The 15,483-nt window shown below is 43.3% G+C and carries 12 protein-coding genes and 1 pseudogene; 8 read left to right on the forward strand and 5 right to left on the reverse strand.

The window, feature by feature from the left end; genetic code table 11:
• Positions 1–70 precede the first annotated feature (70 nt).
• Positions 71–772 (forward strand): annotated as a pseudogene (locus tag V7K62_RS27740) (chloride channel protein); the annotation flags it as partial.
• 175 nt (positions 773–947) lie between these two features.
• On the opposite strand, the gene V7K62_RS27745 reads toward V7K62_RS27740, so the two are convergent.
• Positions 948–1,733, reverse strand: a complete 786-nt coding sequence (locus V7K62_RS27745) for an RDD family protein (RefSeq protein ID WP_334869863.1) — start codon at positions 1,731–1,733, stop codon at positions 948–950.
• Between the two features lie 45 nt (positions 1,734–1,778).
• The gene (locus tag V7K62_RS27750; protein ID WP_334869865.1) at positions 1,779–2,624 is read right to left on the reverse strand and encodes a hypothetical protein; all 846 of its coding nucleotides are present in this window, start codon (positions 2,622–2,624) and stop codon (positions 1,779–1,781) included.
• An 80-nt stretch (positions 2,625–2,704) separates the two neighbouring features.
• Here V7K62_RS27750 and V7K62_RS27755 point away from each other — a divergent pair, with 80 nt between their 5' ends.
• From V7K62_RS27755 to V7K62_RS27785, 7 genes are all read left to right on the forward strand, one after another.
• The gene (locus V7K62_RS27755; RefSeq protein WP_334869867.1) at positions 2,705–3,691 is read left to right on the forward strand and encodes a stage II sporulation protein M; all 987 of its coding nucleotides are present in this window, start codon (positions 2,705–2,707) and stop codon (positions 3,689–3,691) included.
• 271 nt (positions 3,692–3,962) lie between these two features.
• Positions 3,963–4,637 carry a Uma2 family endonuclease gene (locus V7K62_RS27760; protein ID WP_334869869.1) on the forward strand — a complete coding sequence of 225 codons (675 nt, stop codon included), beginning with the start codon at positions 3,963–3,965 and terminating at the stop codon, positions 4,635–4,637.
• Between the two features lie 343 nt (positions 4,638–4,980).
• Positions 4,981–6,024 (forward strand): phosphate ABC transporter substrate-binding protein PstS, encoded by a 1,044-nt coding sequence (pstS, locus tag V7K62_RS27765; RefSeq protein WP_334869871.1) that lies wholly within the window; start codon positions 4,981–4,983, stop codon positions 6,022–6,024.
• An 88-nt stretch (positions 6,025–6,112) separates the two neighbouring features.
• Entirely contained in the window at positions 6,113–7,099 is a 987-nt protein-coding gene (pstC, locus tag V7K62_RS27770) for a phosphate ABC transporter permease subunit PstC (RefSeq protein ID WP_334869873.1), read from the forward strand.
• 72 nt (positions 7,100–7,171) lie between these two features.
• Positions 7,172–8,053 carry a phosphate ABC transporter permease PstA gene (gene pstA / locus V7K62_RS27775; protein WP_334869875.1) on the forward strand — a complete coding sequence of 294 codons (882 nt, stop codon included), beginning with the start codon at positions 7,172–7,174 and terminating at the stop codon, positions 8,051–8,053.
• 37 nt (positions 8,054–8,090) lie between these two features.
• The gene (gene pstB / locus V7K62_RS27780; RefSeq protein ID WP_334869877.1) at positions 8,091–8,870 is read left to right on the forward strand and encodes a phosphate ABC transporter ATP-binding protein PstB; all 780 of its coding nucleotides are present in this window, start codon (positions 8,091–8,093) and stop codon (positions 8,868–8,870) included.
• Positions 8,871–9,258: 388 nt separating this feature from the next.
• Positions 9,259–9,744 (forward strand): hypothetical protein, encoded by a 486-nt coding sequence (locus tag V7K62_RS27785; RefSeq protein WP_334869879.1) that lies wholly within the window; start codon positions 9,259–9,261, stop codon positions 9,742–9,744.
• Positions 9,745–10,338: 594 nt separating this feature from the next.
• On the opposite strand, the gene V7K62_RS27790 is transcribed toward V7K62_RS27785, so the two are convergent.
• From V7K62_RS27790 to V7K62_RS27800, 3 genes are read right to left on the reverse strand one after another with little or no spacing between them, the layout of a single operon-like run.
• Positions 10,339–12,315, reverse strand: coding sequence for a hybrid sensor histidine kinase/response regulator (locus V7K62_RS27790; RefSeq protein WP_334869881.1), 1,977 nt, complete (start codon positions 12,313–12,315; stop codon positions 10,339–10,341).
• Positions 12,308–14,482, reverse strand: coding sequence for an ATP-binding protein (locus tag V7K62_RS27795; protein ID WP_334869883.1), 2,175 nt, complete (start codon positions 14,480–14,482; stop codon positions 12,308–12,310). The genes V7K62_RS27790 and V7K62_RS27795 overlap by 8 nt, the downstream gene beginning before the upstream one ends.
• A complete protein-coding gene (locus tag V7K62_RS27800) occupies positions 14,479–15,483 on the reverse strand; it encodes an ATP-binding SpoIIE family protein phosphatase (protein ID WP_334869885.1) in 1,005 nt (334 codons plus the stop codon). The genes V7K62_RS27795 and V7K62_RS27800 overlap by 4 nt, the downstream gene beginning before the upstream one ends.

Genomic DNA, 15,483 nt, shown 5'->3' on the forward strand with positions numbered 1-15,483 from the left:
ACCCTTAAGAATATCGGGAGCCGAATGAGGTGAAAGTCTCACGTTCGGATCTAACTGAGAGGTGCGCTGGATAATACCAGCCATCGACTCAACCAGTTGCGCTAGTTATCTGGTATTTGCAGCAATTACACATTTGGGAATTGCACCCACTTGGCATTTTCCCCAATACCACCTAGAAAAGATCGATGATTTTGCGATCGCGATCATATTCGGAATCATTGGGGCGGTGGTGGGATGGATTTTTATGGGCATTTTTCGCGGCTGCGATCGCTTGTTTGCTCGAATTCCGGGCCCCATTTATATACGCACAACATTAGCAGGATTTGCGCTTGGCACTTTAGCAGTTTTATTACCCCTAACCCGTTATTTTGGACATGAAGAATTAGAGTCAGTCCTTACTACTAACTTTGGTGCTGTTTTTCTCTTAACTCTTGCTCTTGGTAAAATGGCTGCCATTAGCTTGACGGTAACTGGTGGGTGGCGCGGTGGATTCATCATCCCCCTGTTTTTCACTGGTGCTTGTATTGGTAAAGCAGTAGTAATCTTAATTCCGGGGCTTAATCCCACCCTTGCCATGATTTGTACAATGGCGGCTCTTAATGCAGCCGTAACGCGTACACCTATAAGTACGACTTTGCTACTGTCAAAGCTGACTAACTTAAGTCCTTTTACACCAATCCTTTTTGCCAGTTTAATTGGATTTTTTCTTGCGCCCAAAATTCCCCTGATTGCATCTCAACTAAAGTCCCAGAGAGAAGTTACTGAATTGTAGCTAGGGTATTGTGTTAATTACGCACAATTATTTTTCATTTAGCCACCAAGAACGCATATTTGCGTTCTTGGTGGCTCGCCGTTCGCGTAGCGTCTCGCAGAGAAGGCATCGCTTTTTCTTATTGAGATGCTCTTACCCTGAGCTTTTTGTGAATGCTCTAAATAAAATCTCCAGCCTAAAATTTCGGTTTTTGATAGCCGAGGTATATTGCTTCTAAAAAAACATCAGGCGTAACAGCTTCTGGCAACTTTTCTAAATTAATAATAGCTACAACTTGCTCGGCTAATTTGAGAGATAATGAGGCTCTTGCCTTTAACGACATTACACCACGACGCTGCAAATACTCACGAATAACAGTAAAATCATCTGGCATCAATGGTGATAAATCGGCACTCTGTACTAACTGTTCATGAAGTACCTTAGCCTGTTCTGAAATCGTCAATATCGCTGATGCAGTCGTTGTTTGGGCTTGAATTACAATTGTGCCAGCAGCCAAATCACCTAAGCGCTTTTCGCGGCTACCCAACATAATTAAAAAAGCGCCAATAAACAAAGTTTCATCAAAGGGTCGCAATAAGGCACGTAGCGTTGCTTGTTGTAGCCCGATGAGTCTACCATCATCTAGAACTACGCGAATTTTAGCAACCCTTTTACCAGGAGTTTGCCCAAACCATAAGGTTTCAAAAAATACAAAATAGCCGATGTAAATTGCAAAGGCAATCAGGCAGAAAATTGCTATTAACCAAATTCCTAAATTCTGAGCATTTGTAATCAAGTCCTCAAACAAATTGAAGACTTGCGTCGAAAAAACAGTCCAGGTAAGCAAAAACACCAGCAAGGTTACAATCAAGATTGTATAGTCAATCAGCAGTGCCAAAGCTCGATTACCGATTCCTGCTAAAGTAAATTCCAACTCTACACTTTCTGGAGTCTGGAATGCGATGCGATTAAAAAAGCGCATATTTTAACTAATTCAAAATTAATAGAGTTGGATTAAGGTGTTGAGTTAACGCAAATCTTGTGAGGGAGGTTTTCTTAATTGCAAACCTAGACCTTCACGCCGACTACGCAAGTCCAAGTATAAAACAGCTTTTAACGCTTGCCAGAATGGCATGACTAAAACTCCACCTATCAAGCTTCCAATCAAAGAAATAATATACACAATCGAGTAGATAGCAGAACCAGGCTCAAGCCTTATTAGGAATAAGCTAGGTATATAGTTTAATACAAACACCAAGGGCAATGTCACGATAAAAGCAACTAAAACAACGCCCTGAATGCGAAATACTGAGGCTTTAGTTAACTCCCAACTTCTGGCAACACTTTCGCCACCATTGATATTTTCCTCAACTGCTAAAGGCACTTCAGCTACTATCCAACGGGAGTAGAACCAGGTTAATCCTAATAATACAATGAGTGCCGTCACAATTATTGCCAATGTGGTTGCGACTACAATGCCTGAAGTCCCTAATATTCCTCCTAATACTACTCCGATTAAGCCAGCTACTACACCACCGACGATCGCTAGTCCCAAATAAATTAGAACTAAAGATATGCCGACTTGGAAAGCAACTCTCAAAAATGACCAAAGACGTGGATTAATATGGCTTCTGGCAGTTTCAACACCTTCAGGTTGGTAAATCAATTCTCCAAAAGCCAAGCGTGAAATTAGTCCAGAAATGGCTGCATATTTCGCCCAACCATACACAGGAACTAGAATCCACAAGTGAGCGATCGCAGCCAGATTAAGATAAGTCTTTAGATGAGAACGATACAACTGTACCGCAGCACTGACAACATTTCCTACACTCAGTGGTTGTATCTGACCGGAAGATCCAAAGTTTTCAGACATAATGGTAAATTTTCCTTGAAACTACGGAGATGAATTTGAGGCTATCTTAAGCTAAGTTAAACTGAGTGTTCCCAAAATTCATGAATATTCAACGTTGGATTGCGCGACGAGAACCAAATTGGCAGCGTTTGGATGCCCTATTAAGGCAGATAGAAAAAAAAGGATTAAAGTCCTTACGGGCAGCAGAAATTAGAGAGTTAGCGAGTTTATATCGTTCAGTAGCAGCAGATTTGGCCCGTGCCCGCACTCAGGAAATCGGCAATACTTTGATCCAAAGTTTACAATCTTTAACAACTCGTGCCTACACGCAGATTTACCAAGGTTCGCGGCGACAGGAATGGCAGGCAATCCAAGAATTTTACCGTTGGGGATTACCATCTGTAGTCCAGAAAGCATTTTTATACATTGCGGCGGCAACGGCGCTGTTTCTACTAGGCGCACTAGTGGCTTGGTGGTATTCTTGGCAAAACCCCAGCTTTATGGCTTTGATTGTACCTGAAAGCTTGATTACCAAGGTGCGAGATGAGCATAAATTATGGATGGGGTCAATTGTCGGTGTTGAACCTCTGGCATCCAGTGGGATCACGATCAATAATTTGTCGGTGTCTTTTGGGGCTGTCGCTGGTGGCATGGCGGCTGGGGCATACACAGCCTATTTGATGGTATTTAATGGTTTATTAATTGGTGCTGTTGGTACTTTAGTTGGTCAAAATAATCTGGCTTATCCTTTTTGGGCCTTTGTATTTCCGCATGGTTCCTTAGAATTACCTGCGATATTTTTTGCTGGGGGTGCAGGATTTTTATTAGCAAGAGCAATTTTATTTCCTGGTAAATATCGCCGTGGGGATGCACTGAAATTTTATGGTTTTCAGGCGGTGCAGCTAGTATTTGGGATTGTACCAATGTTGATTATTGCTGGTGCGATCGAAGGCTTCTTTTCACCTAATCCTAATGTACCTGATGCAATTAAATATCTGGCTGGAATCGGATTATTTATACTTTTGGTGCTGTATTGTAGCCGCAAGCAAACATTAAAAAATTTAGGTGACAGCCGATTGGTAAATTGAAAAAGTATTTTAGAATAAGGTAAATCATTTTCAGTTAAGACTTCACCAGTTAGGGCTTAACTATGTAAAAAAATCATTCATCATCAGAGGATGTTTTAAAAGTGATTTGCTGTAATTTTAGGCACTTTTAGATCCCCCCTAACCCCCCTTTTTAAGGGGGGAGCCCGAATCAAAGTCACCCAATTTATCGGGGGATTTAGGGGGATCTAAAAGCTTTTGCTACCAACCAGAGGACTTTTAAAACATCCTCTAAGTTTAAGCTAGGATAATCATGGTACAAACACCAAATAGAATATTGACCCTAGAAGAGTTTCTCGCACTACCAGAAACTCAACTGTATTGCGAGTACATTGACGGTAAAATTATTCCAAAACCTATGCCTCAAGGAAAATATATAGCGTTTCCTAATCACATGAGGTACGTCATAGCCCCCTCCTCGCAAGCGGGGAGGGGGTCTGGGGGTGGGGTTCTTGTATCTCACTCAACTGAGAACCGCTATAGCACTATTCAAGGAGAACTCTGTCCGGCAATCAATTCTGTTGTCAAAGTACAAAAAATGGGTTGGGCTTTTCCAGAATTACGTTGCACTTTTGCAGGATGTTCTATAGTTCCCGATGTCGCTGTATTCTCTTGGGCAAGGCTTCCTGTAGACGAAAATGATGATATTGCCAATACATTTGCCGCAGCACCCGACTGGATAATCGAAATTCTCTCCCCTGAACAAAGCCATACAAAAGTTACAAAAAAAATCTTACACGCTCTTAATCACGGGACTCAAATGGGTTGGTTAATTGACCCTGATGAGCGATTCATTGCTGCTTATCCTGCGGGACAACAACCTTTACCTTTTGAAGAAATTGAGTCTATTTTACCAGTGCCAGAATTTTGTCAGGGGTTACAGTTGACGGTAGGTGATATTTTTGGGTGGTTAAAGGTGACTGCGTAATAAATATTAATCAGATTAGTTTAGCATTAATGTTTTAGCCCAAGAGTAACAGAATAAATTCTGTTCACTTCGTTCAACCCAATCTACTATTCTTCCACCGAAATATGCCAAGACGCATAAATGATATGCCAAAACGCATCATCACCGAACTATTTATCATCAGCATATTTTTGCTAAACTAATCTAGTTAATCAAATATGAATAAATAAAAAATTAAGCTATGTTTAAAAGGAAGATTTAATTAGATATTAATCTCTTGTTTATTTATCCTTAACTATAAAAAATGTAAGTTAGTTTAAGGCTGGAATTACAGCAGGAAAGTATTCCTTTAGTCAGAGGTAATATGATTTTTTCGACCACCATCTTGAATCGTGTCGTCGCTACTTCAGTGGTGACAACTTTTGTTGCACTTAGTCCAATTTTTGGTGCGATCGCACAGGCTGAAACGCTCAATGGTGCAGGAGCAACTTTTCCGGCTCCGCTTTACGAACGGTATGCTCGTGAAGTTAAGAAGAAATATCCAGATTTGAAAATTAACTACCAAGCAATTGGTAGCGGCGGCGGTATTCGTCAAGTCACTGCTGGAACCGTTGACTTTGGTGGTAGTGATGCTGCAATGAAAGATGATGAAATCGCTAAAGTCAAGAACGGTGTAATCTTAGTACCCACAGCAGGCGGTGCCGTTTCTGTTGTTTACAATCTTCCAGGCGTTAATAATCTTAAATTGTCCCGCGCTACACTACCAGCAATTTATTCAGGTCAAATTACCAAATGGGATGATCCAAAAATTAAAGCTGATAATCCAGACGCCAATCTCCCAAATCAAGCAATTAAATTTGTTGTTCGCGCTGATAGTAGCGGTACAACTTTCATTTTCACCAATCACTTGAGTACTACCAGTGGTTATTTTAAAGGCAGAGTTGGAGTTAACACTGCTCCCAAATGGAATCTGCCAAATGTCCTCAGAGGCAAAGGCAATCCAGGCGTAGCTGCCTTAGTATCTCGTACTCCCGGTTCTATTGGTTATGTAGAATACAGCTATGCTGTCCAAAATAACCTGAAATCAGCACTGGTACAAAATAAGAAAGGAGAATTTGTTGCTCCTTCTTTAGAATCTGCAAATGCAGCGTTGTCAACTGTGAATTTTCCAGACAATTACCGCGTTTTCGTAGGAGATCCAGGACAAGGTTATCCAATCGTCGGTCTTACCTGGATTATGGTTTACAAACAGTATGCTAATGCTTCTAAAGCTGATGCTATTAAAAAATGGATTAATTGGGTATTAAAAGACGGTCAACAGTATAACGATGACCTCAACTACACCAAAATTCCATCTGATGTGGTAAATCGGGTGCTTCAGACAGTGAATAGCTCTGTCAAGCCTTAATTTGTAATCTTACTACTTTCCTCTCCTAGTAGGGTAAGTTGACAACTCACTCTACTAGGAATAAAAAAATCTATTTGATTGATTTGTAATGGCAAATTCATCGGAACAAACCGACAGAAATTCATCAGATGATGAAAGTTTTAATCTCACAGCTATCGGCGGCACAAATTTCTGGTTTGACCAAAGTTTTACACGGCTAGTATACTTTTTTGCCGTGATTACTGTTGTAGTGCTATTTTTGATGAGTTGGGTAATTTTACACGAAGCTCTACCAGCCATTCAGGAGTTTAGACTAGGGTTTTTGTGGGGTGAAGATTGGGATACAGGTAATCAGATTTTTGGCGCACTACCTTATATTTATGGAACTTTGATCAGTAGTGCGATCGCTATTTTATTTGCTGTCCCAGTGGGAATAGCAGTAGCCTTAGTCACGAGTGAAAATTTCTTACCTTCATCGCTGCGAATAACCTTAGCATTTGTTGTTGAATTAATTGCAGCAATTCCCAGTGTCATTATTGGTTTGTGGGCAATTTTTGTTTTTATTCCAGTTCTCGAACCTCTGCAAAAGTGGCTAGCCAGCAATTTTAAATGGATACCACTCTTTAATACAGAAGACCCTTCTGGGACTAATATGTTAACTGCTGGAATTATTCTAGCCATCATGATTTTGCCCACAATGGCAGCAATTACTCGTGATGTCTTAATGGCTATCCCTAAAGAATTACGTAGCGCATCTATGGCTTTGGGTGGCACCCGTTGGGAAACGATTTTTCGAGTCTTGCTACCAGCCGGATTTTCTGGAATGGTAAGTGCAGCAATGCTTTCATTAGGACGTGCTTTGGGTGAAACAATGGCTGTCACTATGGTGATTGGTAACTCTGCTCAAATCAGTGCTTCTTTACTCGATCCAGCTTATACAATTCCCTCTGTATTAGCTAATGAATTTGCCGAAGCTGAACCAGGATTGCATATAGGCGCTTTAAGCTATTTGGCATTGATTTTGTTTGGGTTAACTCTAACGGTAAATATTGGTGCTGTACTATTAGTAAAGTGGGTTGGCAGAAAAAACAAATAATTTTATTTAAGTTTAAGTTTGTGACAAATCTTAGTCTAGCAAGACATTTATCAATCAAAACTTGTAAAAAATATGAGTGGTTACATCCAGTCAGAAACGGATGAATCTCTGGCGAGAGAATTATGCAGTCCTCTGCCAACAGAACGAGTAATATTTACTTATGCAATGAATGCGATCGCCTTTGGTTTAACAGGTCTAGCACTCATTCCTTTATTATCAATTTTGTGGGAAATTCTCATCCGAGGAATATCTGGACTGAAATCAGATATGTTTGTCAAAGCAGTGATTGACAATGGCTTTGGCAATGCCATCCTGGGAACCATAATCATGGTATTAATTGGTGGTGTTTTAAGCATTCCCACAGGGATAATGACCGGAATTTTTTTGGCGGAATTTAGTCAAACCAATCTAATCGCTGGACTTGTTCGTTTTATCACCAATATTCTTACAGGTGTGCCTTCAATTGTTGTAGGCGTATTCGCTTACGGTGTGATAGTTTTGGTAACTAAAGGATTTAGTGCGATCGCAGGTGGTTTTGCTTTAGCCGTGATTATGCTACCTGTAATTATCTTGACAACAGAAGAATCTTTAAAACTTATTCCGATATCTCAACGCCTCGCCTCCGCTGCTTTGGGGGGAACTCGCTTCCAAACTACTTTTCGGATCATTGTAACTGCTGCAATCCCCGGAATTACCACAGGAATTTTATTAGCTGTAGCTCGTGCTGCTGGTGAAACAGCACCCTTAATTTTTACTGCTTTATTTAGTCTAGATTGGTCAGAAGGATTATTAAGTCCAACAGCTTCCTTACCAGTATTAATTTTTAACCTCTACAACGACCCCGATCCGCAAAAAAGCCAATTAGTATGGACTACTTCGATAGTTTTACTCAGCTTAATTTTATGTGTCAGTATTCTCTCTCGCTTAGTTATTAGACAGAAAAGGATAAAGTAAAAATAAATTTTTGTTTTATTTCGCACCTTGGGAAAGCATGAGTAACTTAATTCCAGCTATCAAAGTTAAAAATATCAGCTTTTACTATGGCACAACAAAAGCGATCGAAGGTGTCTCAATAGATATTTATCAGAACCAAGTAACCGCAATTATTGGCCCTAGTGGTTGTGGTAAATCTACCTTCATCAAAATTATTAACCGCATTAGCGAATTAGAAGGCCCCGTGAAAGTTGAAGGAGATGTAGAATTTTTTGGTCAGAATATTTATGCTCCTCGTGTCAACATCAATCGGTTACGCCGCCAAATTGGTATGGTGTTCCAGAAACCAAATCCTTTTGGGATCAGCATTTACGAAAATGTTGCCTACGGTATGAGAATAGCAGGCAGATATTCCAAATTAGAATTAGATGAGATTGTCGAATCTGCACTCAAAAGCGCTGCTCTTTGGCATGAAGTGAAAGATAAGCTAGATAAATCAGCTTTAGGGCTTTCTGGTGGTCAACAACAAAGATTATGTATTGCCCGTGCTTTAGCAGTCAAGCCGAAAGTTCTGCTGATGGATGAGCCTTGCTCGGCTCTTGACCCCATCGCGACGATGAAAGTTGAGGAACTGCTCCATAGTTTACAGTCTGAGTTGACAATTGCGATCGTTACCCACAATATGCAGCAAGCCGCTCGCGTCTCTGATTTTACGGCTTTTTTCAGCACCGATGAAAGTCGGATTGGTCAAATGATTGAATTTGGCCCTACAGAGCAAATCTTTAACAACCCACTAGACCCCCGCACCCGCGATTACATTTCAGGGCGTTTCGGTTAAAGTATGTTCTAGCGTGACTTAATCACAAATCCCTCTCAAGTTAGAGATGCATTCTGTGCTGTGGTAGAAGATTTTTTGAATCTACTTCAGTATCCTACTAAATAAACGAATTATTAGATAAATCATAATTTTCTAGATATTTATCTAAGAGGTTGTTTGAAAAGTGGTCGGCTGTGATATCAGGCACTTATCGATCCCCCCTAGCCCCCCTTTTTAAGGGGGGAAACGGAATCAAAGTCCCCCTTTTTAAGGGGAATTTAGGGGGATCTAAGAGTATTTGATACATCAATAAGGACTTTTCATACCTCCTCTAATCCCAGTCGCTTTTACTTAGAGATCAACAAATCTTAAGGTCATATTGTTAGCAGTAAATAGTCTTAGAAGAACAATGGAAAACATCGATAACACTAAAAAAGCTGATAGTACTAAAAATAATTCGGAGCCGCAGACTATAGGGACAGAAACTGATACATCTTCATCATCTAACGAACTGATACAGATAAATAAAACAATTAATCTAGATGGTTCCCGTCCAGTTGATCCGAGTCAGATTCAAATTAAGGAAACAATCAATATAGATGGTCAGCGCCCCATTGTGAAGGATGAAAATCATTATGATCAAACAATCAATATAGATGGTGAACGCCCCATTGCTAAGAGCGCTTTTCAAGAACATGACATGCTAACTGTAGACGGTCAACGTCCAATTGACCCTAGTGATTTAGAAGTTGAGGACATTCTTAATATAGATGGTCAACGTCCGATCGCTAAGAGTAATTTTCAAGTTCAGGATACTCTAGAGATAGATGGTAGCCGCCCAATAGTTTCAGATAACACTGTTGAAGAGCAACTACCAACAGATTATCTAGACTAGGACTTACGCATTGATAATAAATACCAAATATGCATAAGTTTAAAAACCACATCTTTCGTAAGGGCACAGAAAAAGCTCATGCGTGTCAACTTAAGATAAAAGCCAGCCTATAACCAGCTTTTAGAGATTGTCTCGTTAAGAGTCTCTGAATGGGAATGCCTATTTGAGGCTCCGCCTCAAGACTTGCGGCAGAGCCGCTTTTGATCTGCATTTCCAGCCCAGAGGCTGGAAACGAGATTTGAAAAGGGTTTCAGCTTAAGTTGACACTAATGAGCATGGCTGTGCCCCTAGATTCTGGTCTATTGACGATCGCAGGATAATTAAGAAAAGCCTGAAACAACCGGGAGCATTGTTAATTTACATCACGAGGCATTTGTACAGTGCGTAAGTCCTATAGACTAAAATCACGATCTTCCTTGACACTGTAAAGTGGTGAAGATAAAACAAGAGGACGCAGTAATCTAGATTCTGAGTAGTTGCACTCTACAAGCGCTCTGGATTGCAGGTAGCTCCACCCGATTCAACAGAGTTGCTGTTTTGCAAGTGTAAAGTTGGGGCAGATATCGGTATGGCAGAATATTTCACCAATCCTTGCTATACCCCTACTATAGTTAAAATAACCTTCATTAATACCTCTAGCTCAATTGGTTTGGAAATATGCTGTTGAAATCCGGCTGCTAGTGCAAGTTGTTGATCAATCTCTCCGGCATAAGCAGTGAGGGCGATCGCCGGAATGTTTCCGCCCCGGTCAGGCGACTGCTTTCTAATTTGACGAATTAGTGTGTAGCCATCCATATCGGGCATACCAATATCACTGATTAGCAAATCAAATTTTGCACGCTCCAAACTGCTCAGAGCTTCACTGGCTGATTGAGCTTCAGTCACTTGTGCCCCGTACTGTTCTAGCAGGAAGGCGATGAACTCCCGTGAATCTCTGTCATCATCTACAAGCAGCGCTTGCAATCCATTCAGATTGAAGTCTGAGCGATTAGGAAAAACAGTATCATGTTGATTCAGTTTTGCCGCAGCCATGAGTGGAAACTTAACTGCAAACGTTGCTCCTTGCCCTTCTCCAGGGCTTGCTGCCTGAACGGTTCCTCCATGCAATTCAACCAAATGACGCACGATCGCTAACCCTAAGCCCAACCCTCCAAATCTTCGGGTCGTTGTCCCATCAGCTTGGCGGAAGTAATCAAAGATGTAGGGGAGAAAGTCAGCAGAGATCCCCATACCAGTGTCGCTGACAATGATTTGAGTGTATTCTGATTTATTCATCCCTTCACCTTCATCTTTAATCCTTTCTAACCGCACCTCTACTTGACCACCCTGTGAGGTAAATTTAATCGCGTTGGCAAGTAGATTCCAAACAACCTGTTGCAGGCGACCAGAATCACCCAACACTTGCCCAACGTTCGGTTCAAATATTGTTTTTATCTGAATGGATTTAGCTTCAGCAGCGAGGCGCACGGTTTCCAGGGCAGCTTTGATAGTAAAAGTTAGACCGACTGGAACTGTATTCAAACTCAACTTGCCTTGGAGAATGCGCGACACATCGAGCAGATCCTCGATCAGTTGCGCTTGCAGCTTGGCATTACGCTCGATCGTTTCGAGTGCATACTGAGTTTTGGCTGCGTCCTGGCGGCTAGTTTGGAGAATTTTTGCCCATCCCAAAATCGGATTCAAGGGCGATCGCAATTCATGAGACAGCACTGCCAGAAACTCATCTTTAATCCGATTGGCTTGTTGCGCTTGTTCAGTTTGTTGCTGCAAAGAAACCATCAGCCGATTTAGGCGCTCGTTCTGCTCTTGCAGCAAGGCTGATGCTTGCTTACGTTCGGTGATATCAGACAGGATGAAAACGGCACCTGTGAGAGTCCCGTACCCATTAAATACCGGGTCGATGGTTTTGGCAAACCACCGTCTTGTGGACTGAAATTCTAGAACTTGCCGTTGATGAGTTTCTTTCGCCCGGCGAAAGCAAGCGCCATCGCCGATTCCCAATTCTGCGCCCATCAACTCATGGTGAACACAACCTAAGATTTCGTGGGAGGGCTTGGAAAAAAGCTGCATCATCGCTCGATTACAGCGCAGAATTATACCTTCCCGGTCTACCAGACATACACCGTCCTTGATCGAGTCAAAAGTGGTTTGCCACTCCCGTGCTGAGGATAAAGCAGCTTCTTCCGCGCGGCGAATTCGCAGCAGCGATCGCACCGTAGCAAGCAGTTCAATGGGTTCAACAGGTTGCACCAGATAAGCATCGGCACCACTATCTAAACCTTCTGCCTTATCCTGACTTTGAATAAAACTTGCAGAAAGGTGTAGCACCGGAATAAAAGCCGTTTCGGGGTTTGCCTTAATTTGGCGACAGACTTCAAAGCCGCTGATATCTGGTAATTTGACATCCAAAATCACCAGAGCCGGCTGATGTTCAACAGCAGCCTTTAATCCTGTGGCTCCAGTTGCCGCTTCCACGACGGTAAAACCTGCATTTTGCAAAATTCGGGTGACAATGTAACGATTGGCTTCGTTATCGTCAACATGCAGGATCGTAACCCGTGGCTCAGACATGACTTTGCTCGCAACCATCTAGAACAAGTCCGGCTTTGATCAGTGCATCTTGAAGTTGGGCGATCGCTGCCGTTTGAGAGCCTGTTTCTTTGGAAAGAATGGCGATGCTTTTTTTGGCTAATTGGCTCTGTACTGCTGCATCCAGTTGGGCAGATGAGTGGATGATCACAGGAATCGACTGAGTGACGGCATTGCTTTTAAGCTGCGTGAGTACATCAAACCCGTTGAACTCTGGCATCTCCAAGTCAAGAACGATCGCGGTCGGTTGCTCGCGTTGGGCCAAATTTAATCCTTCCCATCCGTTCATGGCTTCTAAAATACTCAACTGTGTATTTACCAACAACTGTTTCACCAAATACCGATAGGCGGGGTCATCGTCAATTAATAAGATTTTTTGAGGATTGTCTTGATTAATTAGCGTATTAAGTTTGTTCAATAACTGCAATCTGTCTACCGGCTTAATTAGAAAACCGTTGGCTCCTAGCGCCAGTGCTTGCTTCTCGTTATCAATGATCGTAATAACTAGTACAGGGATGGTGCGGGTGGTTTCATCTCCTTTAATTTCTCGCAAGAACGTCCAACCGTTTTGCCCTTCTAGCATAATATCTAGCATAATCGCCGCCGGTTGAAGTTGTTGTAAGACAAGCCTAGCCTGAGCTAAAGTCCGGGTCGCAATTAATTGATAGGTTGAGTCCTGGAGGTGTTTTTCGTAAATAAATAGCGTTTCTGGATGATCTTCAACCGCCAGAATCGGCAAGCGAGTTGACTCAAGTGATGCGATGGTCTCCCACCGACGATCGGTCATCGGTTGCAGTTGGGTGGGAAATTCGGTCGAATATGGGTAGATAATCGGCATCGATGCCGTAAATGTGGAGCCTTGACCCAGCTGACTTCTAACTGAAATGCTGCCGCCGAGTAGCTCCGTTAGCTTGCGCGATAACGGCAATCCTAACCCGGTTCCTTTGACCTGCTTTTGCAGAGAAGACTCAATTTGGACAAAATCCTCAAAAATGCGCTCTTGATCGGCTAAAGCAATGCCGATGCCCGTATCGGACACAGAGAAGGTCACGGTATCACCCCTTTGCACAGCGCTTACACGCACTTCTCCCTGCTCGGTAAATTTGAGCGCATTCGAGATAAAGTTTCTCAGAATTTGAGCGACTTTGCCCTGATCACTATATATCTGCCCAATGCCGTCAGGTTCCTCGACAATTAGCGCCACAGAGGAGCCTTGAACCAATAATGGGCGCAACATTCCCCGCAGCGTGGCAAACAAGTCACTGACTTCAAAGGAACTGGGACGCACTTCAATTTTTCCAGCTTCCACCTTGGCCAAATCCAGCAAGTCGTTGACCATTTCTGATAATCCGCTTGCCGCCTTTTGGATGAATGTCACCTGCTTTTCTTGCTCAACGGTCAAATCGCCATCCATCCGTGCCAGCAGCATCTGAGATAACGACAGAATCGAATTGAGTGGTGTACGAAACTCATGGCTCATGTTCGAGAGAAAGCGGGTTTTTAGCTCGTTTACCTTTTGCAGAGAGTCTGCCTTCTCATCCAGTTCCGCGTAGAGGGCAACTACACCACGATTCGTATCTTCCAGTTCCTGGTTGAGCTGAGTCAGTTCTTCCTCGCGCTTGCGTAACTCTGACATTGCCCGCAGTAATTCCTGGTTTTGTCGCTGGATCTCATCGTAGGGATTTTGGGGCGATCGCCCAATCACGGTTTCTCGAATCTGCTGCAATTGCGAATCGCTGAAAGTAGGTGTGCGCTTCGACAACTTTTTGCTCATCACCACCGTTGTTCCCTGTCCCGGCAGCGATTTTATCTCAAAGAAATCCATCAGCTTGCGGCTGCCCATAATGCCTAGCCCGATTCCGGTGTCAGAGGTGTAGGGTCCGGCCAACACCTCTGCCAGATGAGGAATGCCCCCACCCCGATCCTGAATCCGAATCAGAAACGTCTGAGGCTCTCCTGCCACACCAAATTCAACCGTTCCACCTCTGGCATACTGAAAGGCGTTGCGGGCAATTTCGGAAACTGCCGTTGCCAATCGGGTCTGATCTTGAGCATCAAAGCCCAATTGCTCGGCGATCTCACGAGTTCGTTGTCGAGCTTGGACAACATCCTGTTCGTAGTGGATTTCCAGGGTGAAAACGATTGTCATCTGCCTATTCCTTTAGCCACTAACACCGTCACATCGTCCCGCTCTCGGTTAAAGTCTCGGTATAACACACCTGCAATCAGGCTGGGATGTTTTTCACTCAAGCCGGGATAGCGATCGAGTTGCCACTTAGGATCTAATCCGTCAGAATGCATAATTAAAAGTCCGTTGGCATACCAGGGATAGCTAAACTCTTGAATTTTGCGGATTTCATATCCGACTGTGCCGTTGTGAGACAGCAGATGGTGGTGTTCAGTAAAGGAGAAAATGCTGGCAGCGATATTACCAATGCCGGCAAAGCGGACAGACTGTTGTTCAAAGTCGATTTCGGCAATGGCGAGTGCAGCTCCTCGTGTACTTCGCAAGGCTGCGTGGGCAGCTTCGACGATCGCACCAGGAGAATGATCGTGTTCTTGAAAGATTCTGACGGCAAGTGAGGCAGCATCGGCAGCCGCAGGCCCATGCCCTAAGCCATCGGCTACTAGTAACAGGCTGCGGCAATGATCGATTTGACATGCCCAGCCATCTCCCGAAACCTCCTCCCCTCGTTTCGGCAAACAGATCACCCCAATTTCTAAGGTCTTTTCAGGCAAATGGCGTGCCGAGTCTGACCAGAGATGGGCCAGGAGCGCCGTCCCTTGCTTGGGAATGGAGTAAATATCAAAGAAATCAGAGAGGCGACGAATAGCGCCCAGTCCATTGCCTAAGGTTCCGGCGGTGGAAAAGCCATCTTGCAAACACTCATCCACATCAACCATGCCCCGTCCTTTATCTAGCGACAAGACTTCAATACCGATGGCTGAATCGTCTTCGATCAATCTTAGCAACAATACCCCACCCTGAGCGTGCTGGATCAGATTACTCGCCATCTCTGTCACCACAATGCCAACCTTGCCCCGTTGCGTTTCCTGAAAGCCGAGCCGAGTTGCCAAAGCGATCGCTACCCGTCGGGCTTCCCCAGTCTGGCTAGATTCAGTAATTGGAATGACGACAGATTTTCTCAT

Origin of the sequence: Nostoc sp. (assembly GCF_036917935.1) — a bacterium.
Taxonomy (GTDB): Bacteria; Cyanobacteriota; Cyanobacteriia; order Cyanobacteriales; family Nostocaceae; genus Nostoc.